Source organism: Comamonas sp. Z3, assembly GCF_008121565.1.
GTDB classification, from domain to species: Bacteria; Pseudomonadota; Gammaproteobacteria; order Burkholderiales; family Burkholderiaceae_C; genus Comamonas; species Comamonas brasiliensis.
In genome coordinates, this window is sequence record NZ_VOQU01000005.1 from 185,647 (window position 1) to 206,500 (window position 20,854).

18 protein-coding genes are annotated in these 20,854 nt (G+C 62.6%); 13 read left to right on the top strand and 5 right to left on the bottom strand.

Annotated features, from left to right (window positions below):
* Positions 1-19: 19 nt before the first annotated feature.
* From FSY59_RS16155 to FSY59_RS16185, 7 genes are all read left to right on the top strand, one after another.
* On the top strand, positions 20-1,135 hold the full coding sequence (locus tag FSY59_RS16155) for an aryl-sulfate sulfotransferase (protein WP_003055409.1): 1,116 nt from the start codon (positions 20-22) through the stop codon (positions 1,133-1,135).
* Positions 1,136-1,164: 29 nt separating this feature from the next.
* The gene (locus FSY59_RS16160; protein WP_148729320.1) at positions 1,165-2,160 is read left to right on the top strand and encodes a tripartite tricarboxylate transporter substrate binding protein; all 996 of its coding nucleotides are present in this window, start codon (positions 1,165-1,167) and stop codon (positions 2,158-2,160) included.
* A 79-nt stretch (positions 2,161-2,239) separates the two neighbouring features.
* Complete coding sequence (locus tag FSY59_RS16165) at positions 2,240-3,157, top strand: RluA family pseudouridine synthase (protein ID WP_148729321.1); 918 nt, start codon at positions 2,240-2,242, stop codon at positions 3,155-3,157.
* 84 nt (positions 3,158-3,241) lie between these two features.
* On the top strand, positions 3,242-3,790 hold the full coding sequence (locus tag FSY59_RS16170) for a TetR/AcrR family transcriptional regulator (protein ID WP_003055405.1): 549 nt from the start codon (positions 3,242-3,244) through the stop codon (positions 3,788-3,790).
* A 5-nt stretch (positions 3,791-3,795) separates the two neighbouring features.
* On the top strand, positions 3,796-5,976 hold the full coding sequence (locus tag FSY59_RS16175; protein WP_148729322.1) for an MFS transporter: 2,181 nt from the start codon (positions 3,796-3,798) through the stop codon (positions 5,974-5,976).
* A gap of 16 nt (positions 5,977-5,992) precedes the next feature.
* Positions 5,993-7,216 carry an HlyD family secretion protein gene (locus FSY59_RS16180; protein ID WP_003055402.1) on the top strand — a complete coding sequence of 408 codons (1,224 nt, stop codon included), beginning with the start codon at positions 5,993-5,995 and terminating at the stop codon, positions 7,214-7,216.
* Complete coding sequence (locus FSY59_RS16185) at positions 7,213-8,661, top strand: efflux transporter outer membrane subunit (RefSeq protein WP_148729323.1); 1,449 nt, start codon at positions 7,213-7,215, stop codon at positions 8,659-8,661. Before FSY59_RS16180 ends, FSY59_RS16185 begins: the two co-directional genes overlap by 4 nt.
* Before the next feature lie 46 nt (positions 8,662-8,707).
* Here the strand turns inward: FSY59_RS16185 and FSY59_RS16190 are convergent, their stop codons facing one another.
* The 3 genes from FSY59_RS16190 to FSY59_RS16200 all read right to left on the bottom strand — a co-directional run bounded on the left by FSY59_RS16190 (position 8,708) and on the right by FSY59_RS16200 (position 11,132).
* Entirely contained in the window at positions 8,708-9,421 is a 714-nt protein-coding gene (locus FSY59_RS16190) for a ribosomal protein L7/L12 (RefSeq protein WP_003055398.1), read from the bottom strand.
* Positions 9,422-9,458: 37 nt separating this feature from the next.
* Complete coding sequence (locus FSY59_RS16195) at positions 9,459-10,223, bottom strand: YwqG family protein (protein WP_003055396.1); 765 nt, start codon at positions 10,221-10,223, stop codon at positions 9,459-9,461.
* A gap of 126 nt (positions 10,224-10,349) precedes the next feature.
* Positions 10,350-11,132 (bottom strand): type 1 glutamine amidotransferase, encoded by a 783-nt coding sequence (locus tag FSY59_RS16200; RefSeq protein WP_003055394.1) that lies wholly within the window; start codon positions 11,130-11,132, stop codon positions 10,350-10,352.
* Positions 11,133-11,351: 219 nt separating this feature from the next.
* Here FSY59_RS16200 and FSY59_RS16205 point away from each other — a divergent pair, with 219 nt between their 5' ends.
* Positions 11,352-13,265, top strand: a complete 1,914-nt coding sequence (locus tag FSY59_RS16205; protein WP_222864296.1) for a potassium transporter Kup — start codon at positions 11,352-11,354, stop codon at positions 13,263-13,265.
* Positions 13,266-13,316: 51 nt separating this feature from the next.
* Here FSY59_RS16205 and FSY59_RS16210 read toward each other — a convergent pair whose 3' ends face one another.
* Positions 13,317-13,646 (bottom strand): carboxymuconolactone decarboxylase family protein, encoded by a 330-nt coding sequence (locus FSY59_RS16210; protein ID WP_003055390.1) that lies wholly within the window; start codon positions 13,644-13,646, stop codon positions 13,317-13,319.
* 213 nt (positions 13,647-13,859) lie between these two features.
* Here FSY59_RS16210 and FSY59_RS16215 point away from each other — a divergent pair, with 213 nt between their 5' ends.
* The 3 genes from FSY59_RS16215 to FSY59_RS16225 all read left to right on the top strand — a co-directional run bounded on the left by FSY59_RS16215 (position 13,860) and on the right by FSY59_RS16225 (position 19,172).
* A complete protein-coding gene (locus FSY59_RS16215) occupies positions 13,860-15,533 on the top strand; it encodes a VRR-NUC domain-containing protein (RefSeq protein WP_187427940.1) in 1,674 nt (557 codons plus the stop codon).
* Positions 15,530-17,953, top strand: coding sequence for a helicase C-terminal domain-containing protein (locus FSY59_RS16220; protein ID WP_148729325.1), 2,424 nt, complete (start codon positions 15,530-15,532; stop codon positions 17,951-17,953). The genes FSY59_RS16215 and FSY59_RS16220 overlap by 4 nt, the downstream gene beginning before the upstream one ends.
* A gap of 91 nt (positions 17,954-18,044) precedes the next feature.
* A complete protein-coding gene (locus tag FSY59_RS16225; protein WP_043372722.1) occupies positions 18,045-19,172 on the top strand; it encodes a suppressor of fused domain protein in 1,128 nt (375 codons plus the stop codon).
* Positions 19,173-19,250: 78 nt separating this feature from the next.
* On the opposite strand, the gene FSY59_RS16230 is transcribed toward FSY59_RS16225, so the two are convergent.
* Positions 19,251-19,676, bottom strand: a complete 426-nt coding sequence (locus FSY59_RS16230) for a molybdopterin-binding protein (RefSeq protein WP_050874821.1) — start codon at positions 19,674-19,676, stop codon at positions 19,251-19,253.
* A gap of 140 nt (positions 19,677-19,816) precedes the next feature.
* On the opposite strand from FSY59_RS16230, the gene FSY59_RS16235 reads away from it, so the two are divergent.
* Together FSY59_RS16235 and FSY59_RS16240 are read left to right on the top strand one after the other, a co-directional pair.
* Positions 19,817-20,350, top strand: a complete 534-nt coding sequence (locus FSY59_RS16235) for a GNAT family N-acetyltransferase (protein ID WP_148729326.1) — start codon at positions 19,817-19,819, stop codon at positions 20,348-20,350.
* Positions 20,351-20,528: 178 nt separating this feature from the next.
* The gene (locus FSY59_RS16240; protein ID WP_043372725.1) at positions 20,529-20,810 is read left to right on the top strand and encodes a YkvA family protein; all 282 of its coding nucleotides are present in this window, start codon (positions 20,529-20,531) and stop codon (positions 20,808-20,810) included.
* The last annotated feature ends 44 nt before the right edge of the window (positions 20,811-20,854 follow it).

Consider the following 20,854-nt stretch of genomic DNA (forward strand, 5'->3'; position numbering starts at 1 on the left):
AAGTCACAGAAAGAACACCATGGCTACCACCGTTGACCAGGTCACCCAACGCCGACGCGGCACAGGTCTTATTGCTCATGACAGCGCTCTGAGCGCCGGCGGCTACACATTGATCGCCCCCCAGACGGCCGATGGACATGTCTACCTCATAGATATCCATGGTCAGGTGGCTCATGAGTGGAAGCTGCCTGTACGCGCGGGCCGACATGCGGTCATACTGCCTAACGGCAATCTCGGCTACAACGGCAACCATCGTGATTCGCCTGATCTCTACGCACCCTGGTCCATGTGGCATGGCGGTGATTTCTACGAGGTCAGGCCCGACGGGGAGGTTGTCTGGCGCTATGAAGACCCGACACACCACCATGACGCGCAGTGGTTGCCCAATGGCCATCTGCTCTATGCAGCCTGCGCCCCTGTCCCCGAGGGCTTTGCGGAACGGGTTCCCGGCGGCACCTCGCTTGGTGCAGACGAGCTGATGTATGGCGATGTGATCCGGGAAGTGGACCGCACAGGTCGATTGGTCTGGGAATGGAAGGCCTGGGAGCATCTGGAGCCTGAGGACTTTCCCATTCACCCGGGTTTTGGCCGCTATCACTGGCCTTTGGTCAACGGCCTTGGGCTTGCGGCCGATGGAACAGTGCTCATGAGTCTGCGCACCACCTCGGGAATCATTGGCGTGGACAAGGCCAGCGGCAACGTGAAGTTGCATATCCCGCCTTCGGTGGTCTCGCACCAGCATGCTCCGGTTGCGCTGGCAAACGGCCATGTCCTGACCTTTGACAACGGCAACTTCCGCCAGGGAGCCCATGTGGCTTTCTCGCGTGTGCTGGAGATAGATCCCGTTTCCCACGAGATCGCATGGAGCTACCAGGACGAGATGGTCAACGCCTTCTACACCGCCTTCATGGGCAGCGCGCAGCGGCTTTGGAACGGCAACACACACATCACGGAGTCCGCCACGGGGCGATTGTTTGAGGTGACGCCGCAAGGCGAGCTGGTCTGGGAGTTCATCCTGCCCTGGTTTGGCGAGTATCCCGATGCCGCTGCAAGACGCACAGGTCCGGGGCGCTTGAATACGGTGTTCCAGACCTGGCGCTACCAGGCAGACCAACTGCCTTGGCTGTCCCGTTGAGCCATTCCAGTCCCAGCAGAAAGATCATCATGCAAATACGACGCAGACAGTTTGCAGCCTGGGCGCTGGGCGCCCCGCTGCTGCAACAGCTATCACCGGCAAGCCAGGCGGCTGCCCAGCCCTGGCCTGTCCAGGCACTGACGGTGGTGGTTCCCTTCGCACCGGGCGGTAGTGTAGATGTCGCCGCCAGGCTGGCGATGCCGCGCCTGGCAGAGCGCCTGGGCCAGCCCGTGATCATAGAAAACATGGTCGGAGCATCGGGGACTATTGCAACGCAGCGTGTCATCAAGGCCAGGCCCGATGGCTATACCTTGCTCTTCGGTGTGGCCAGCTCGGTGCTGGTTGCCCCCTTGATCTCGCCGACCAAGTTCCGCTACGACGGTCTGCAGGAGCTGAAGCCCGTGGCACCTGTAGCCTCTTCGGTCTTTGTGCTGCTCGCCCGCCCGGGACTCGCTGCGGGCAGTGCGGACGACCTCATTGAACTTGCGCGCCAGAAACCGGGGAGACTGACCCTGGGCACCGATGGCATCGGAACCAGCCTGCACCTGACGGGGGAGCTGATTCAGCAGATGTCCGGTATCGATCTGGTACATGTTCCCTACAGGTCTGGTCCGCAGGTGCTGACCGAGCTGGCAGGTGGTCAGATCGACCTTGCCGTGCTGCCTGTTGCGCTGGCTCAGCCGTTTGTGCAGGAGGGCAAGGTCAAGGCACTGGGCGTGACATCCCGCCAGCGCCTGGCCACGCTGCCCCATGCACCAAGTCTTTCGGAGACGCCAGCTCTTCGCAATCTGGAGGTCGAGGCCTGGCAAGGCTTGCTGGCTCCCGCGCACACGGATGCCCGGATCGTCAAGCGTCTGGCCGATGAAATCGCGATTCTGCAAGCGGACCCCGAGATGACCAGAAAGCTCACGGAGGCCGGCTTCAAGCCCATGCGTATGGGGCATCCCCAGTTCCTGGCCTATCTGGAGCAGGAGAAAAGAGTTCTGGAGAACACCATTCGCAAAGCCAATATCCGAGCGGATTAGCCGCCGCGAAGTCGCATCGCTGGTGCGGCCATGCCGCCATGAACGCGGGGAGTCGGGCCAGCCACTAAAATCCCGCGCCATGCATAACTCCCACGATCCTAAGGTTCTGCCCGTGCGCGATGGTGTCAGCCCTAGCTGTGTGGTGCTGCCATCCCAGGGCGGGGGGCTGCTGATCGACTTCTTGTGCGAACGCCTGTCCGTCGTTGGGCGCGCAGACTGGCTGCGTCGCATGGCAGCCGGTCAAGTGGTCAGCGAAACCGGAGAGATGGCTGGCCCTGGCGCTGCATTCATGCCGGGGCTGCGCTATTACTACTATCGCGAGCTGGAAGTCGAGCCAGAAATTCCGTTTGCGGCTGAAGTCATCCATCGCGATGAGCATCTGCTCATCGCCGACAAGCCACACTTTCTGCCGGTGGTGCCTGCCGGCCAGTATCTGCAGAACACGCTGCTGGTCAGGCTCAAGCGCGAGTTCGATCTGCCCGAGCTGTCGCCGATTCATCGCATCGACCGAGACACTGCGGGGCTGGTGGTGTTTTCGCTGCAGCGCGCCACACGCGGCATCTATCAGGGGATGTTCAGGGACAGGGCCATTCACAAGGTCTACGAGGCTGTGGCTCCTTACCGTACTGAGCTGAGCTTTCCGCGCGAACACGTAAGCCGCATGGAGGAGAGCGGGCATTTCTTTCGCATGCATGAGGTCGCGGGAGAGCCCAATAGCCGCACCCTGATGGAAATCATCGAGCACAACAACGCCTGGGCGCGCTACCGGCTCAGTCCGGTTTCTGGCAAGCGCCATCAGCTGCGTGTGCATATGGCGGCGCTGGGTCTGCCGCTCAGGGGCGATGCCTTCTATCCCGTGGTCGATGATCCGGAGCCGGGCGACTATTCCAGGCCCTTGCAGCTGCTGGCACGCAGCCTGGCCTTTGATGATCCGCTGACCGGGCAGCGTCGAGAGTTCACCAGCCGGCGCAGCCTGCAGGCGCTGCCCTGCGACTGAGTACAGTCTTGCCCGACCCTTGCGAGGGCAGGGGGAACGTTGAGTGCTGCAATTTATCGGACAAAACTGTCCGATAATGGCGCCATGTCCACCACCCGTCCTCCATCCGCCGAACGCCGCGCCCAGTTACTGGACGCGGCCGATGCCGTGTTTGCCGAGCATGGTGTGACCGCCCCCCTGGATCTCATAGTCGAGCGTGCCCAGGTAGGCCGAGCCACGCTGTATCGTCAGTTTCCGGACCGTCGCGCCATCATGGTGGCGCTGCTGGAGCGCTCGGTCGAAAAGACCCGGGCCGCTGCCATCGTTTGGCGCGATGATGACCAGGCCTTCTTCAAGCTGCTGGCTCTGGTGGGCGAGCGCATCGCCGTCTCCGCCACGCTGGTGGACTACTGGCGCACGGTGGACCAGAGCGATGCACAAGTCATTCATGCGCGCCAGCAGATGTGGCTGGTGTTCGAAGAGCCCATGAAGCGTGCGGTGGCCAAGGGCCTGTGCAAGCAGGCCTTGAACGCCAAGGATCTGTCCCTGGTGTTCGGCATGCTGGGCGGCGCCCTGCGCGGCGAAACTCCTGCCCAACGCAAACAACTGGCGCGTCGCGCCCTGCAAATCATTCTGGACGGAATCAAGGCCTGAGGTTTATGAGTCAAGCTGCAGCACAAGCCACTGGGGCTCAAGCCAATCAAGAAGGCCCGAAACCTCCCAGCAGCCAGGCTTCAGCTCCTCCCGCCATTCCTCAGGGGCCCGTCATTCTGCTGCGCCGCCCGCCGGACTGGGCCGAGCATGAGAAGCCCGCGCTGCCCGGCTCGCCGGCCATGCCCCATCACGAGCCCTGGATCCGCGTCTGCTATGGGCTGATAGCGGTCCTGGTCGGGCTGACCGGCGGCCTGGGCAATGCCTTGTTCACGGCCAATCTGCCCACGATTCAGGGGCAGATGGGGCTGACCTCGGTCGAGGCCGCCTGGCTGACGGGCGCCTACGTCATGTTCAATATGACGGCCAATCTGCTGGTCTACAAATTCCGTCAGCAGTTCGGCATGCGCCTGTTCACCGAGATCGGCCTGGGCTGCTACGCGGCGCTCAGTGTGCTGCATCTGCTGCTGGGCAGCTACGACAGCCTGATTCTGCTGCGTGCGGCCAGCGGCCTTGCAGCGGCGACCTGCTCCTCACTGAGCACGCTCTACATGCTGCAGTCGGCACCGCGCACCTATGTGCTCAAGATGCTGGTGATCGGCGTGGGCGTGGTCCAGCTGGCCACGCCGCTGGCCTGGATTCTGTCGCCGGGTCTGCTCTATAACAGCGAGTGGCACAACCTCTATCTGTTTGAAGCCGGCCTGGCACTGATGTCCTTTGCCGCCGTGGTGCTGCTCAAGCTGCCATCGGGCCTGTACATCAAGACCTTCGAGAAGCTGGACTTCGTCACCTTCTGCCTGATGGTTCCGGGTCTGGGTCTGTTGATTGCGGTGCTGGTCCAGGGCTATTCGCGCTGGTGGTTCGATACGCCGGGGCTGGCCTGGATGCTGGTGGCAGCGATCGTGCTGCTCAGCGTCGCGCTTTACATCGAACACCATCGTGCCAACCCCATGTTCCACACGCGCTGGTTCGCGCAGATGCCGACGATTCGTTTCGTGATCGGAGCCATCTTGCTGCGCTTTCTCACGGCCGAACAGAGCTATGGCGTGGTGGGATTGATGCGCACGTTGGGCATGACATCCGATCAGATGCAGCCGCTATTCATGGTGATTTTGCTTGGAATGCTTATGGGTATTGCGTTGTCTGCTATTACTTTCGGTGTGCCCAATATGGGCAAGCAGATTGTGGTGGCGATTGCACTGTTCGCCGTGGCCGCGTTTCTCGATCACCACCGCAGCAGTGTGGACCGTCCTTCGGACTTTTTCTTCAGCCAGTTTCTGCTGGCGGTGGGTTCGGGCGTCTTCATGGGCCCGCTGATGCTGACCGGCATCATCCAGGGACTGAAGTTCGGCGCCAACCACATGCTCACCGCCGTGGTCACCATCTCCATGACCCAGGCCATGGGCGGTTTGCTGGGTTCGGCCTTGCTGAGCACTTATCAGACCTACCGCGAACAGATCTACTCCGTGGCCCTGGTGGCGCAGATAGACCCGACCGACCCCGTGGTGGCCGAGCGGCTCAAGATACAGAACCAGCTCTACGGCAAGGTGACGCCCGATCCAGCCATGCGCGCCAACCAGGGAACGCTGCAGCTGTCGCAGATCGTGCGGCGTGAAGCCAATGTCAGGGCCTATAACGATGTGTTTGCGCTGACGGCCGCAATCGCCTTGCTGTATCTGCTCTGGAGCCTGGGAGCCTCGGCGCGCGTGCGCCAGGCTGCCGCCATGGTGCGCGCAATGACACGGCAAAGCGGCAACCAGGTGGCGGCAGCCGCCGGGACCGACGGTACGCCCCAGCGCGCGCCTTCGGTGGCGCCGGTTGCAGAGCCTGAGGCAGCGAACGCCCATGAGCCCGACGCATCGCAGCGTTTCACGGTGGTGGTGCAGCCCACGGCCACCGATGCCTATGGCGATGTGGAAGAGAGCGCTCGGACCGAGCCCGCCAGTCCGGAGCGAACCGTGGTGATCCAAGGCGCGCAGGCGACGCGCCTGGCTGCCGCCGCGCAGGCGGCCGAGACTCGCGAGCAGGCCGTGCTGGCCAGCCGCGACCCCCTGCAGGACAACGCCCAGGCGCTCGAGCTCGAGGCCGAACTGGAGCAGGAAATCGACAAGAACGCCCGCAGCAGCCCTGCGGTCGGCGATGGCGGCCGGGATGGCTCCGGCCCCCAGGCAAGGAACTCAGACCGATAACAGCAAGAGATTGAGCATGAGCGACAGTCAACAACCCCATTCCCCCGCCGCCTCTGCGGCGACAGCTGCCCCTTCACCCGCTGCAGCCTTGCCTCCCACGCCAAAGAAGATCAAGCCTTCCTTGCGCAGCGTGCTCATCATGCTGGTGGTGGCCCTGGCAGGCATGCTGCTCGTGCTGCGGGCCTGGAATCTGTGGCCCTTCAACAGCTCGGTGGTGACCACGGACAATGCCTATGTGCGCGGTGCCGTCACCGTGCTGGCTCCGCAGGTCAATGGCTATGTGACCGAGGTACTGGTCAAGGACTACGAGCAGGTCAAGGCCGGCCAGGCGCTGGTGCGCATCGACAGCCGCAGCTATGAAGCGGCCGTCGCCCAGGCCCAGGCACAACTGGCGAACGCGCAGGCGCAGCTGAGCAATTCCGAACAGACACAGGCCCAGAACCGTGCCACGCTGAGCGCCAGCCGTGCCGGTCTGGCTGCCGTGGAGGCAGAGGCCCAGCGCTCGCAGGCGGAGCTCAAGCGCGTGCAGGAGCTGGCCGAGCGAGGCTCCGTGTCTCTGAACGAACGCGACAAGGTGCGCGCCACCTCGCGCCTGGCCGCGACCAACGTGGCCAAGGCCCAGGCCGACATCGCGATCAACCAGGAAAAGATCAAGGCCACGACCGTGGGCCGTGACTCTCTCAAGGCCCAGGTGCAGATGGCTGAAGCGCTGCTGCGTCAGGCCCAGATCAATCTGGACAACACCGTGGTCCATGCGCCCAGCGATGGACAGGTCAGCGAGGTATCGGTGCGCAAGGGCCAGTACGTGGCGGCCGGTACGCAGCTCATGTATGTGGTGCCGCCCACTTACTGGGTGGTGGCCAATTACAAGGAAACCCAGACTGCCCGGGTGCAGATCGGCCAGCTCGTGAGCTTCAGCGTGGACGCGCTGGGCGGCTTGCGCCTCAAGGGCCATGTGCTGGAGATTGCGCCAGCCACGGGTTCGGAGTTCAGTGTGCTCAAGGCCGACAACGCCACGGGCAATTTCACCAAGGTCGTCCAGCGTCTGCCCATCAAGATAGCCATCGACGAGGGCCAGGCCGATGCGGCGCGCCTGCGCCCCGGCATGTCGGTCATCGTGCGCCTCGATACTGCACAAAAAATAGAGCATTCAGCGCAGACCCCACAAGCGATTGAGGCCGATTTGGTTCAAAAATCTCAAGCGCCCGCAGCTTCCGCATCCGAACAGGCCAAGCCATGAGTAACGCCCTTCACACCGTGCGTGCCTTGCCCCTGGCGCTTGCATTCCTGATGGCTGGCTGCAGCGTGCCCAGTCTGACCCGGGCCCCAGACAGTGCTCAGCCTGCGGTGCCGGCCAGCTGGAGCGCGGAACGGGCCGCAGGTGGTGCCAGCGCAGTCCAGACCGGTTGGTGGCAGGCTTTTGGTGATGCGCAGCTGAGTCACTGGGTGGAGCTGGCGCTTGCGCGCAACAACGATGTGCTCACTGCCCTGGCCCGGGTGGAGGAGGCACGCGCGAATCTCGATGTGACGGGTTCGGCGGCCGCACCGCAGCTGTCGCTCAGCGCACCGGGCTCGGCCAACCGCAGCCTGAGCGCGCGAACCGGCCAGATGGTGCATGTGCGTTCGGCCCAGCCGGTGCTGCAAGCGAGCTGGGAGTTGGATCTCTGGGACCGCCTGGGCAGTCTGAGCCGGGCAGCCGATCAGCGTCTGCAAGCCAGCCAGGCGGATCGCGACGCGGTACGCCTGACGGTGGCCGCGACCGTGGCGCAGGCCTATATCGCTCTGCGCTCGCTGCAGGCCCAGCTGGCCGTGGCCGAGGACACGGTGAAATCGCGCGAGGATGCGGTGCGTCTGCTCACCGATCAGGTGCGTGTGGGCTATATCTCGCAGCTGCAGCAGAGCCAGGCGCTGGCCGAACTGGAAAGCGTGCGGCAATCGGTGCAGCAGCTGTCTCTGGCGCTGCAGCGCCAGCGCATAGCACTGATGCAGCTGGTGGGCGGAAGCGGTGATGACCAGGCACAGGCCCTGGTCCTCTCCAGCTTGAGCGAGCATTCCGGGCTTGAGTCCATGGGCTTGCCCGCCATGCCAGCACCTGGCTTGCCGTCGGGCTTGCTGGAGCGCCGCCCTGACATTGCACGGGCCCAGCTGTTGCTGGCGGCCAGCGACAGCAATCTTGCGGCACAGCGCGCGGCCTTTTTGCCGCAGGTGAGCCTGAGTGCGAACTTCGGCAGCCTGTTCATCAACGCGCTGGATTACAACCCGGCCCGGGTCTGGTCGCTGGGCGGCAGCATTCTCGCCCCGCTGTTCAACGGCGGACGCCTGCAGGGTCAGTTCGATACGGCATCTGCCCAGCGTGATCAGGCCGCCTATGCCTATCGCGGTGTGGTCATCAAGGCCTTTGGCGATGTGGAAACAGCTCTGGTCAGCTCCCGGCAACTGCAAGCCCAGTGGGAGCATGCCAAGGAACGCGAAAAAGTGCTGGGTCGTACCCTGGGTTTTGCCAAGGATCGGTATGAGGCCGGCTATGCCAGCTATCTGGAGGAGCTGGATGCCCAGCGCAATCTGTTTGCCGTGCAGCAGGAAGTGCTGCGCCTGCGTCAGAGCCAGCTGGAAAACGCCGTGGCGCTGTACCAGGCGCTGGGTGGCGGCTGGCAACTGGCCGATGCAGCTGCCCGGCAACCCTGAATCCGGTTCATGAGCTCCTGAAAAGTGAGCATTCTTCGCTTGTCTGCTATAAGCTCCAAGGCATCTTGAAGTAGTACCAAAGGCCGACGGCAGCCAGGACCAGCGCCAGCAGCCACAGATACCGGCCTTGCCCTCTGGGGACTTCTCCCGGCGATGGCGCTGCGGACGGAAAGTGGTTGGGGACGCTGGCCCGCACCGATTGCCGTTGCAGGATCTGCCAGTCCAGCGCAATGCCATCCATGGCCGCATCGATATGGTCCTTGGCCTGTGAAAGACCCAGGCCCGTGGCATCGCGCAGCAGCTTGATGGCTTCGATCTTGTTGCCGCGTGCCATGGCATCTTCCACCTCGGCCCTGGTCTCTGCAGGCACCGGGTTCGCGCCGGAAATCAACGCCGCTATGGCCTCTGCATGATCGCCGCTCACGGTGACGCTGGTGGTGGTCTTGCCATTGACGGTCGTGGTGGTGGTCTTGATGGAAGAGAAGGCGCTGCCGGTCACGGTGTCGGCCCGATTCAGCTGGTCCAGCAGCAAAGTGGCATCCTTCATGCCCAGTTTGTCCAACTGCTCGCGCAACTGCTGCATGGCCTGCGTCCGCTCTGCTGCGCCATGCTGGACAAAGTCCGGCTCGTCGCTGGCTTCCAACAGGTCTCTGGCCTCCTTCAGACCCAGCCCGCCTTGCTCGCGCAGCTGTTTGATGGCTTCGATCTTGTGACCGCCCTGCCAGTGTTTGAGGATTTCTGCTGGAATCTGGGTGGGCATGAGCGGCTCCTTGTGCTTGTGGCGGTCGAACCCGGCATCAGCCGCAGTCCACCTGCAAATGGCTGAAGTCCCCGGCACGCAGCCTGCCATCCGCGATAAAGGCCATGAGGCGTGCGCCATCCTGCCAGCACCAGTGGAATTCCTCATGCGACTGCAGCGTCAGTAGCGAGCGCCAGTGCGAGCTGCCAGGGTATTTCTCGGCCTCGGGCGTGGGATCGTAGCCCAGACTGTCCCAGGAGGGGCGGCCCAGCAGATAGTCGCGAGGCAGATCGCCGCTTTCCTCAAGCCCATGGAGCCAATCCTGTAGTTCATCGAACTCCACTGGCCAGTCCTTGCGCAGCTCCTCGTGGCGAGGAAGATCGATGCCGTTCTCAAACTGCAGCGCACGGCTGTCCGTGCCCCACTGATGGGGAGCCTGGATCTCATGCATGTCGCTGATATCCGGCCAGTAGAACGCCTTGAGATAGTCCTTGTCGCGCCAGAAGATGGCGTCGTCCTCGTCAAAGCCGTAGAACAGCGACAGCAGGCCGCTGGCCGGCAGCTCTGCAGGGCGGCCGGCTCCGTCGGGGAGCTCGCCAAAGTTGATCTGTCCCAAAAACAGGTAGTGGCCGTCCGGATGCCTGGGCCAGACAAAGCCTGCAGGCACCATGGGCTGGCCGCCAAAGCGGCTTTGCAGGGGGCTGCCCATGGTTTGGCCCAGGCGAATGGCGACGGCGGGCTGGGCCAGATTCAGGAAGTATTGCTTGTGCGCCTTCAGCAGCGGCGAGGCATCCAGGTGTTTTTCAAGCGTAGTGAAGTCCATGAAGCTTGGGGCAGTGAGTTTGCAGGCCATTCTGGCCCAGACGGCGGCCGTGCCTTGCCAGAGACTGTCCGCTAGATGCAACAAAACGTATGTTCGTTGCATTGCTGGAGGCTGGTGCTTGCAAATTCATAGCTGCATGTGCAGGTACTCATTAGATTTGAGTCGAAATCGGCTCACAGTCTCCGAAGGACTGTTGCACGAAACCGAAACCGGTCTGTCCAGCTGATCGGTCCATGCCTTGTAGGTGCGCAGTGCCATGGCATGCAGCTGGCCTATGTGTTGCGGCAGTCGGGCCAGGATCTGGGCCTCGCTCTGAACGGCCGGGCCCCGGGCCTGCAGCAGCTCATGATGCCCCTCGCCGCACCATTGACGCACGCTGTCTGCAGTCACCTCCAGATGGCCTTGAAACGCCCATTGCCGGCCGTGGACAAAGCCCTTGTTCAGGCAATGCTGCCCGTACATGGTGCGTCTGGCGGCTGTCGGAATGTCGAAAGTGTCGTAATGCCAGTTGAAGATGGTGGCTTGCGCGGGCAGGTTCATCAGTTGCTGGGCGCAGGGGGTGATGCGGACTTCGCTCCAGCCGATGTTCGCGCAGGGGTTGCGCCAGACGCCTGCGCCCATGGCGCGGGCCAGCATCTGCGCGCCAAAGCAGTGTCCCAGAACGGGGATGTCGTGCTGCAATGCACTTTGCAGCAGGCAGCGTTCCTCATCGATCCATTGCAGCTGCTCGTTGGCGCAATGGTTGCTGCCCAGCACGATGATGCCGCGATAGTCGCGCGCATTGGCCGGGGCCGCGCCTTCGGCACAAGGGTCTATCAGTACATGGGCAATGTCTTGCTGGCGCAGGTGGTCGAGCAAAATGCCGGGGCCTTGCGATGCTTCGTGCTGGAGGATGGCGACAGGCTTCATGGGAGGCGGGCTTGCAGGACAAGCCGGTTGTTGTGAAGCCTTGAATCTAGGAATTAAGGCCTCAAGCCCTTGCATGGATTGTGGCCGCTGCTATCAAGATTGCATAAAGAAGGACAGCTCGGCCCGGCGTCATCCAGGCTTTCCAATTTCCGTCAGCGTGCCATACTGGGCTGCCGGCTCCTGGCGCGAGGCGGTCTCTATCACTGCAAAAGCATGGTTATGTCACAGAGCAAACATGGGCTTCAGGGGGATGCAAAAACCGGGCAGGGCAGCCGCCCGTCGGCACTGACACTGGCGGCGCTGGGCGTGGTGTTCGGCGATATCGGCACCAGCCCGCTCTACGCGTTCAAGGAGGCTTTTACCGGCACCCACGGGCTGACGGTGGGTCCCGAGAATGTGCTGGCCGCGCTCTCGGCGCTGCTCTGGGTCGTGATCGTCATCGTCGCCATCAAGTATGTGTGGGTGGTGCTCAGCCACGATAACGATGGCGAGGGCGGCGTGCTGGCGCTGACTGCGCTGGCCCACCGGGTGATGGGGGACCAGTCGCGGCGCTCGCGCTTCGTGGTTGCAGCCGGAGTGTTTGCGGCCGCACTGTTCTATGGTGACGCCATCATCACGCCGGCAATTTCCGTGCTCTCTGCCGTGGAAGGCATGAGCATTGCCACGCCGGAGTTCGAGCATTTCATCGTCCCCATCACCATAGGCATTCTGATCGGGCTGTTCTCCATTCAGATGAAGGGCACCAGCGTGGTGGGGCGCCTGTTCGGCCCGGTCACCATTGTCTGGTTCCTCTGCATTGCCTGGGCAGGTGTGGCCAGCATTGTGCAGACGCCCATGGTGCTGCAGGCCGTCAACCCGCTGCATGCACTTCGCTTCGCCGTGCAGCACACGGATAAGGCCTTCTTCCTGCTGTCGGCCGTGTTTCTGGCCATGACAGGCGCCGAGGCCCTCTATGCCGACATGGGACATTTCGGCAGCCGGGCCGTGCGCCTGGGCTGGTATGGGCTGGTGTTCCCGGCTCTGATGCTCAATTACTTCGGCCAGGGCTCCTTGCTGTTGCGTGATGCGTCGGCGGCCAGCAATCCCTTTTTTCTGTTGGCTTCGCCGTCCTGGCTGCTGATTTTTGTAGTGCTGGCCACTGCCGCCACGGTGATTGCCTCTCAGGCGACCATCTCAGGGGCCTATTCCATGACGCTGCAGGCCAGCCGCCTCGGTTATCTGCCGCGTGTGCGCGTGCTGCACACCTCCGATCAGGAGCAGGGCCAGATCTATATCCCCAGCGTGAACTGGCTGATGCTGGTGGCCGTGATCGCGCTGGTGCTGGCCTTCAAGTCCTCGGGGGCATTGGCGGCGGCCTATGGCATTGCCGTGTCGGGCACCATGCTGATCACCACCATGCTGGTGGGCTTTGTGGTCTATCTGGGGCGCAGTCGCGCAAGATCCATCACGCTCGCAGCGCTGGCCTGTTTTGCCTTGCTGGAGATAGGCTTTTTTGCTTCCAATCTGACCAAGCTGGAGCAGGGCGGCTGGTTGCCGCTGACTCTGGGCGCCGTCATCTTCATCGCGCTGATGACCTGGCGTGACGGTACCCAGTTGGTGGCCGAGCACAGGCGCCGCCTCGATATCCCCATGAGCGATCTGATGAGCTCGCCCATGAGCGGCGTGCCTGTGGTGTCCGGCACGGCCGTCTATCTGACCTCCGACCCCAAGCTGGTGCCGAATGCGCTCTTCCACAATCTCAAGCATTTCAAGGTCATGCATGAGCAGACGGTGTTTCTCCACGTGATCAACGAGAACACACCCTATGTGCGGGAGGGCGAGCGCCTGAGGCTCAAGCCCATGTGCAACGCGGTCTGGGCGCTGGACATGCATTTCGGTTTTCGCGAGCAGCCCGATATTCCGGCGGCGCTCAAGCGGATGACACCGGATGTCGATGGCGAGATACCGAACCTCGACCCCATGACGACCAGCTTTTTCGTAGCCAGGGTACAGGTGGTGGACGGGCCCGGTGGTCTTTCTGCCTGGCGCTGTGCGCTGTTTGGCTGGATGTCACGCCAGTCGGCCAGCGCGGCCACTTATTACAAGCTGCCTGCGAACCAGGTGGTGGAACTGGGTACGCAGGTCGTGCTTTGAAGGGCCGGGATGGCGAGCCAGTGAATCACTGGCTGCTGTCCTTTGAGAGTCTTACTCGCCCAGCGCATCGAGAGCGCGGGCCGAATAGACCATGGCAGCACCCGCATTCAAGGCCACGGCCACACCCAGTGCTTCGGCAATTTCTTCCCTGCTGGCTCCCGCAGCCTTGGCTGCCTTGGTGTGCACGGCGATGCAGCCGTCACAGCGCGTGGTCACACCCACGGCGATGGCAATCAGCTCTCGTGTCTTGGCATCGAGATGGCCGGTCTTCTTGCCCGCGCCGGACAGGGCCTTGTAGCCCTCCATGGTTCCCGGGCTCAACTCGGCAAACTCTCCCAGCCTGCCTGCCAGCTCCTTGCGGTATTCGTTCCAGTCCAGCATTGCCTGCTCCTTGTTGAATGAAGCGTTGATTGTGTGCCACTGCCACAGGGTGTTCAAGCCACGCGCGTTTCGTCCGCCTAGCTGTAACGCCTGGTTCTGAGGAGTTTGAAGGGATTTCTGAGCTGTATGAAAATACAGGTCTCATGGTCGGCATCCACCCGTCTTTTCGCCGAGCATTTTGTGAGCGTCACCGTGACTGCATCCCAAGCCACCATTCTTCCGCCGCATCGCTTCTACTATCTGCACAACTTCCAGCAGGCACTGGACTGGTTGGCGCAGCGCTATGGCGATCTGTTCAGCGCGCAGGAGGCTGATTTCATCGCCGGCTTTGCGCGACTGCCGCAGAACTCCAGGGCGCTGCTGGTACGCATGTTGATGCGGCGCGGGCCCTGGTTTCGCGCCAGCAAGCTCGCCTACGAGGAGATTCCGGTGACGGTCGATGCTGCCGCGCCCTTGCTGGAATGTGGCTGGCTCAGTACCACCGAGCCCATGGATGCGGTCGAGCTGTTCAGCCTGCACACCAAACCCGAGCTGCTGCAGATCTTGACTGGCTTTGAGTTGTGCTCTTCCATGCGCAAGGCCGAGATGCTGCAGCAGCTGGCCGAGAGGCAGCCCGAGCCCCGGCCTTATGCCGTCTGGCACCCAGAGGCCGTGGAACCTGTCTGGCGCGTCATGGTGGGCGAGCTGGGAGAGCGTCTGCGGCTGATGTTCTTTGGCAATCTCTACCAGGATTGGTCGGAGTTCGTACTGGCCGACCTCGGTATTTTCCGCTACGAGCCGGTGGCGCTGGATGCTGACTCGCGTGCATTTCAGCGCCGCGAAGATCTGGACTTCTATCTGGAGATATCGGCCCGGCGTCAGGCTCTCGACGAAGGCGTGGAGCCCGCGCAACTGCTGCCTGCGCTTATTGAAAATAATAGCGAAAACCCATGGCTGGACATGCGCCGGGCCAAGGTTTTGCTGAAGCTTGGCCAGGTGTGCGAGAGGCTGCAGGACTGGCCGCTGGCGGCTCAGGCCTACACGGCCAGCCGCTATGCGGGTGCACGTCACCGTCATATTCGCGTGCTGGAGCGCATGCAATGCTTTGATCAGGCGCTGGCTCTTGCCAGCCAGGCACAGGCTGCGCCTGAAAGTGAGGAGGAGCGTCAGCGTGTGGCGCGCATGCTGCCGCGTCTGAGCCGCAGCATGGGACTCGGCGCCATGGGGCGCCAGCCGGCTCTGGCCCCGGCCGTGGCGGCCCTGCGCGGCGATGTTCAGCTGGACCGACCCGCCCAGTCCATGGCGGTGGAGTACGCGCTGCAAGCCCATTGGCATAGCGCCGATGCGCCCGTGTTCTATGTGGAGAACGCGTTGGTCAACTCGCTATTCGGTCTGCTGTGCTGGCCGGCCGTTTTTGCGCCGCTGCCGGGGGCTTTTTTTCATCCCTTCCAGAGTGGGCCGGCCGATCTGGGGGCACCGGATTTTGTGCTGCGCCGCCAGCCTCTGTTTGATGCCTGCCTGGCCGAGCTGGAGGACGGTCGCTACCAGGCCACGATTCGCCAGCGCTTTGCCGACAAGCAAGGAGTTCAGTCGCCGTTCGTATTCTGGGGCACATTGACGCAAGAGCTGCTCGAGTTGGCGCTCGATTGCATGCCTGCCGCCCATCTGCGGATTCTGTTCGCACGGCTGCTGTTGGACCTGAAGGCCAACCGCACCGGCTTTCCCGATCTGGTGCGCTTCTGGCCTCTGCGGTCCGATGCCGGTTCACGCTACGAGCTGGTGGAAGTCAAGGCGCCGGGCGACAAGTTGCAGGACAACCAGATTCGCTGGCTGGCCTATTGCTCGGAGCAGGGCATTCCCGTGCGCGTTTGCCATGTGCAGTGGCGTGACGAAGGTAGCACGCCATGAAGCCAGCGCTTAGCGTGGCAGTACGCGCACTGTGCGAGTTCACGGCGCGCAGCGGCGATCTGGATCTGCGCTTCACGCCCGCGCCCAGTGCGCTGGAGGGCATGGAAGGCCATGCCGTGGTGCAGAAACGGCGTGAGAAAGCGGGCGGCTACGAGGTGGAGCTGGCGCTCAGCGGTCGGTTCCAAGAGCTGCAGGTTCGCGGCCGAGCCGATGGCTTTGATGGCGTGCGGCAGCAACTTGAAGAGATCAAGACCTACCGGGGCCGGCTTGATGGCGTGCGTCCCCATCATCGGGCCTTGCATTGGGCCCAGGCCAGGGTCTACGGTCATTTGCTGTGTCAGGAGCGCGGCCTTGAGCGGATCAAGCTGGCGCTGGTTTATTTCCAGATCGGCAGCGCAGAGGAGACCGTGCTGGTGGAGGAGTGTTCCGCCACCGAACTGCAGGCCTTTTTCGAATCGCTATGTGCCCGCTATCTCGACTGGGCACGCTGCGAAGCCGCCCACCGTCAGGCGCGTAATGAGGCCATGGCGCAGCTGAAATTTCCCATGCCGGCCTTCAGGGCCGGGCAGCGGGAGCTGTCCGTGGCCGTCTATCGCACGGCCCATGCCGGCGCAGGCGGTCGCTGTCTGATGGCTCAGGCGCCGACCGGCATCGGCAAGACCCTGGCCACGATTTTCCCCATGCTCAAGAGCATGGCCGCTGTCATGGCCAAGGGTGCCTCGGAGACTGATGCAGCCGGTCTGGACAAGCTGTTCTTTCTCACTGCCAAGGGCACGGGCCATGGACTGGCGCTGCATGCACTGGGCCAGCTGCAGCAAGCCTTGCCGCGAGCCATGTCGGAGGCTGCCGAGACGCCGGTTGCGCCCTTGCGTGTCTTGGACATGCAGGCGCGCGACAAGACCTGCGAGCATCCCGGCAATGCCTGCCATGGGGAGTCCTGTCCGTTAGCGCGTGGCTTCTTTGACCGACTGCCTGCGGCCAGGCAGCAGGCGCTGCAACTGCCGCTCTGGGATGCTCCGGGATTGCGGACTCTGGCCTTGCTGCATGGCATCTGCCCCTATTACCTGTCGCAGGAGCTGGCGCGCTGGGCCGATGTGGTGGTGGCCGACTACCACTATTACTACGATAGTACGGCCATGCTGTATGCGCTGGCCTTGCAGCAGGACTGGCGTGTGGGCGTGCTGGTGGACGAGGCGCACAATCTGCTGGAGCGCGCGCGCAGCATGTATACGGCGCCGCTGTCCCAGTTTGATCTGGCACAGGCCCGCCAGGTAGCGACCGGTGCTGTCAAAAAGGCACTCGATGCACTGCAGCGCCAGTGGCAGGTGCTGAACCGGGCCCAGGATCAGGCCAGCTACCAAAGCTACGAGAGCATTCCCGGCGCACTGCTGGGCGCCGTGCAGCGGGCCGTGGGCGCCATCGCGGATCAACTGGCGGAGCAGGAGACCGGTGGCCATGCGGCCGCAGTGGGGCAGCACGCACTTGCCGACGATGTCTTGCTGGGTTTTTACTGGGAACTGCTGCATTTTCAGGCTCTGGCCGATCAGTTCGGGCCGCATGCGCTGTTTGATATCCAGCGGCCTCTGCTCTTGGGGCGCGCGGGCAGGCTGCGTGAGCCGTCATCCACGCTGTGCATTCGCAACGTGGTGCCCGCACCGCACCTTGCGGCGCGCCATGCAGCGGCACAGGCCTCGGTGCTGTTTTCAGGCACGCTGAGTCCGCCCGGGTTCTACCGTGACCTGCTAGGACTGCCTGTCGATACCGCCTGGCTCGATGTCCCGGCACCGTTTGCGGCCCGGCAGTTGCAGGTGCATATTGCTCGCCATATCTCCACACGCTGGCGTGATCGCGAAGCGTCTCTGGCACCCATGGCGGATCTGATCGCGCAGCAATATGCGCGTCAGCCCGGCAACTATCTGTGTTTTGTCAGCAGTTTTGAGTATCTGCAGCAAGTCGCCGCTACCGTGGAGCGGCGGCACCCGCAACTGCCGTTATGGCAGCAGCAGCGCGGAATGGACGAAGCCGGGCGGGCCGAATTCCTGGCCCGCTTTGTCGAGGGCGGCCAGGGTCTGGGTCTGGCCGTGCTGGGCGGGGCTTTTTCCGAGGGCGTGGATCTGCCCGGCAGTCGTCTGATCGGTGCCTTTGTTGCCACACTGGGCCTGCCCCAGCTCAACCCTGTCAACGAAGCCATGCAGCGTGCCATGGATCAGACCATGGGAGCGGGGCTGGGCTATGACTACACCTATCTTTACCCCGGCCTGCGCAAGGTGGTACAGGCGGCTGGCCGAGTCATACGCAGTGAGCACGATAGCGGTGTTCTGGTGTTGATGGACGACCGCTTCGCACGCGCCGAGGTACGTGCGCTGCTGCCTGCCTGGTGGCAGATCGAGGGACCCCGCCGAGATTTCCGGACAGCCTAGCGGCCAGAAACGCTCGCTCACATCTCCGTTTGTAATCCGTGCCAAACGGCCCTCATGCGCCTTGATACTTGGGGCAAAGGAGAAAAAGGCCATGAATTCCCGCGACACCTACGACTCTCAGTCCCAAGCCACCGGGGAAGAGGGCAGCCAGGGATGGGATGCAATCGATGAGGCGCTGCAGACGGTTTATGGCGATCAGCAGCCCGCCCATTTCGGCACGTTGATCAAGTTTCGTCTTGGGGGAGACGATCCGCTGGACGGCGTCAGCGTCTACCGCAGCGAGCAGGGCGCGCCGCACTGGCACTATGTCAGCTACGGCTTCAGCGATTTGTACGGCGACCTGGACGACAGCTACGACATCGCTCCGGGCAAGCCCAGCGGCTATGGTTTCGAGCTGAGCTTCAGATTGCTGCGCGGCGCCAACGAACAGGAAGCACCTAGTTGGCCTGTTAACTTTTTGCAAAATATCGCTCGATATGTGTTTCGTACCGGTAATGTGCTGGCCCCGGGGCACTGGATGACGGCCAATGGCCCGATCAAGGCCGATGCCGACACGCTGCTGACCGAAATGGGCTTTGTGCAAGATCCCGAGTTGCCGGCCATTCACACGCCCTATGGCGACCTGATGTTTCTGCAACTGGTGGGACTGACCAGTGACGAGTTGCGCGAGGTGCGTCGCTGGAACGTGCAGGGAGCGCTTCAGTCGCTGCAGAGCTATATGCCGCTATGGATCACCGATCTGGCCAGGCCCAGCCTGCATGATCTGCCCGATGTCCAGGCCGCCATCGATGCCGGCGCGGCGCGTGAAGGCTCTAAGACGGGCGTGCTCTACAACGATGTTCTGGGCTTCAGTCACCGCAAGCGCCTGCTGCGCAGTCCTCAGACCGTGATTCGCCTGGGCAGCCTGGGCGTGCGCGACCTCAAGGCCATGCTGCCGGCACGCCTGCCCCATGGCCGTCCGTTGATTCTGGCGGGCGACGGCTCGACGCTGGAGCTGGTGCCCGCCGGCGACAGTGAAGGGGGGCTGCTGGACTGGCATAGCGACCATGAACTCAAGCTCAGCCTGACCCCGGCGCAGATGCAGGCCTGGAAGCAGGTCGTCAAGGGGCGCGACGGTGAGTACACCGTGCCCGGGCTCGACGGTCTGGTCTGGCAGGTCAAGAGCAGTGTGGTGACGGATAGTCATGGGCGCGTGACCGGAAGGTACGAAGAGCGCTAAGCCGCAAAACAGCAACAATCAAGCCATACGCGCGGTCTCGCGCAGTCTTTGGAGGAGCCTGAACGGGCGACTCGTTCTTCAGGGCAGCACTGCCAGCACGACCTGGGACGCCTTGAACAAGGCCGTGGCCGTCTTGCCAACGGCCAGGTCCAGGTTCTCGGTGCTTTCCAGGGTGACCATGGCCACCACCTGCAGGCCTTGGGCATCAATGGTTACTTCGGAGTTCACCGCGCCGGGCTTGATCCGGGTGATCTTGCCAGTGAGCTGGTTGCGTGCCGAAAAGCGTACGCCTTCGCAATCCGTCACCACCATCACGGATGGCGCCTTGACCATGGCTATCACCGAGCTGCCGGCCTTCAGGCCCAGACTGACTGCACTTCCATGTGTGATGGTGGCCACCAGTTCGGCCTGGTGTTCGGTGCGGATCTGGACCTCATCGGTAACGATGCCATGGCTGATATGGGAGACATGACCCCTGAACTGGTTGCGTGCGCTGCTCTGCATGAGGGTTTCCTTGAAATGCCGCTGGGAACTTGGACCTATTCTTATAGCACCGGACCAGTGCAGTTAAACGCTGCGAAGCCCGCGACTGCTGCAACCTTGCCCATAATACTGGCTCTGATTTGGGTGCCTGAGGCCAAGAAATGAGTGATCTGAACATCGTGCAATGCACGTACGAACGCCACGCCGCTGCGATTTTGGACATTTTCAACGATGCCATCGTCAACTCCACGGCACTTTACGACTACCAGCCGCGCACGGCGCAAAACATGGTCAGCTGGTTCGAGGCCAAACGTGCAGGAGGATTTCCCGTCATCGGCATCGAGGATGCGCAAGGCCGGTTGCTTGGCTTTTGCAGCTGGGGCAGTTTTCGCGCTTATCCGGCCTACAAGTACACGGTTGAGCATTCGGTCTATGTCCACCCCGAACACCGGGGGCTAGGTTTGGGTCAGCAACTGATGGATTTGCTGATTGCCGAGGCCAGGCAGCGTGGTGACGTGCATGTACTTGTCGGTGCCATCGATGCCGCCAACGCAGGCAGCATCGCGCTGCACAAGCGTCTGGGTTTTGAGTCCGTGGGCCTGATGCCGCAGGTGGGCTTCAAGTTTGGCCGCTGGCTGGATCTGGCCTTCTATCAGCTCACCCTGCAGACACCGCTGAATCCGGTGGATGGTTGATTGCTCCGAAAAATATAGCTTCAGCGACTGCCTACAAAGCGCTGCAGCGAGTCTTTCCTGAATGGACCGGGTTCCTGGATGCATTTTTTGCCTCCAGAAAATGGCTGCTCTCTTGTTTTTCCTGAGACCGGTCGCAAGCTAAGGGCTGGTGTTTTGTCGCTTTGAAGGGATCACCGCCATGTGGAAACTGGGCCGTTTGCTGAGTCGCTTTCGCAAAGAACTGCTGCTTGCCTGGGCTGTGCTGCGCGATCCGCGCTCGCCCAGGGCTGCCAAACTCGCCACTGTGCTGGCGGCGCTCTACCTCATCAGTCCCCTAGACGTCGTGCCAGATGCCATTCCTGTTATGGGCTGGCTGGACGACGGCCTGATCGGTTTTTTGCTATTGCAGCTGGCTTTCAGGCTTTTGCCAGCTGAACTGCTGGGCTCACTGCGCGAACGCGTGGGCGTCAAAGCTCTTTGAGCAGCCGTCTCTAAACCATGGCGACCAGCGTTGATACATCGGGC

Excerpts from the sequence above, each read along its gene's own strand:
- FSY59_RS16220 (WP_148729325.1), top strand. The coding sequence starts at position 15,530 with ATGAAGCCAGCGCTTAGCGTGGCAGTACGCGCACTGTGCGAGTTCACG.
- FSY59_RS16175 (WP_148729322.1), top strand. The coding sequence starts at position 3,796 with ATGAGTCAAGCTGCAGCACAAGCCACTGGGGCTCAAGCCAATCAAGAA.
- FSY59_RS16205 (WP_222864296.1), top strand. The coding sequence starts at position 11,352 with ATGTCACAGAGCAAACATGGGCTTCAGGGGGATGCAAAAACCGGGCAG.
- FSY59_RS16160 (WP_148729320.1), top strand. The coding sequence starts at position 1,165 with ATGCAAATACGACGCAGACAGTTTGCAGCCTGGGCGCTGGGCGCCCCG.
- FSY59_RS16180 (WP_003055402.1), top strand. The coding sequence starts at position 5,993 with ATGAGCGACAGTCAACAACCCCATTCCCCCGCCGCCTCTGCGGCGACA.
- FSY59_RS16165 (WP_148729321.1), top strand. The coding sequence starts at position 2,240 with ATGCATAACTCCCACGATCCTAAGGTTCTGCCCGTGCGCGATGGTGTC.
- FSY59_RS16200 (WP_003055394.1), bottom strand. The coding sequence starts at position 11,132 with ATGAAGCCTGTCGCCATCCTCCAGCACGAAGCATCGCAAGGCCCCGGC.
- FSY59_RS16235 (WP_148729326.1), top strand. The coding sequence starts at position 19,817 with ATGAGTGATCTGAACATCGTGCAATGCACGTACGAACGCCACGCCGCT.
- FSY59_RS16225 (WP_043372722.1), top strand. The coding sequence starts at position 18,045 with ATGAATTCCCGCGACACCTACGACTCTCAGTCCCAAGCCACCGGGGAA.
- FSY59_RS16155 (WP_003055409.1), top strand. The coding sequence starts at position 20 with ATGGCTACCACCGTTGACCAGGTCACCCAACGCCGACGCGGCACAGGT.
- FSY59_RS16170 (WP_003055405.1), top strand. The coding sequence starts at position 3,242 with ATGTCCACCACCCGTCCTCCATCCGCCGAACGCCGCGCCCAGTTACTG.
- FSY59_RS16190 (WP_003055398.1), bottom strand. The coding sequence starts at position 9,421 with ATGCCCACCCAGATTCCAGCAGAAATCCTCAAACACTGGCAGGGCGGT.
- FSY59_RS16210 (WP_003055390.1), bottom strand. The coding sequence starts at position 13,646 with ATGCTGGACTGGAACGAATACCGCAAGGAGCTGGCAGGCAGGCTGGGA.
- FSY59_RS16195 (WP_003055396.1), bottom strand. The coding sequence starts at position 10,223 with ATGGACTTCACTACGCTTGAAAAACACCTGGATGCCTCGCCGCTGCTG.
- FSY59_RS16185 (WP_148729323.1), top strand. The coding sequence starts at position 7,213 with ATGAGTAACGCCCTTCACACCGTGCGTGCCTTGCCCCTGGCGCTTGCA.
- FSY59_RS16230 (WP_050874821.1), bottom strand. The coding sequence starts at position 19,676 with ATGCAGAGCAGCGCACGCAACCAGTTCAGGGGTCATGTCTCCCATATC.
- FSY59_RS16240 (WP_043372725.1), top strand. The coding sequence starts at position 20,529 with ATGTGGAAACTGGGCCGTTTGCTGAGTCGCTTTCGCAAAGAACTGCTG.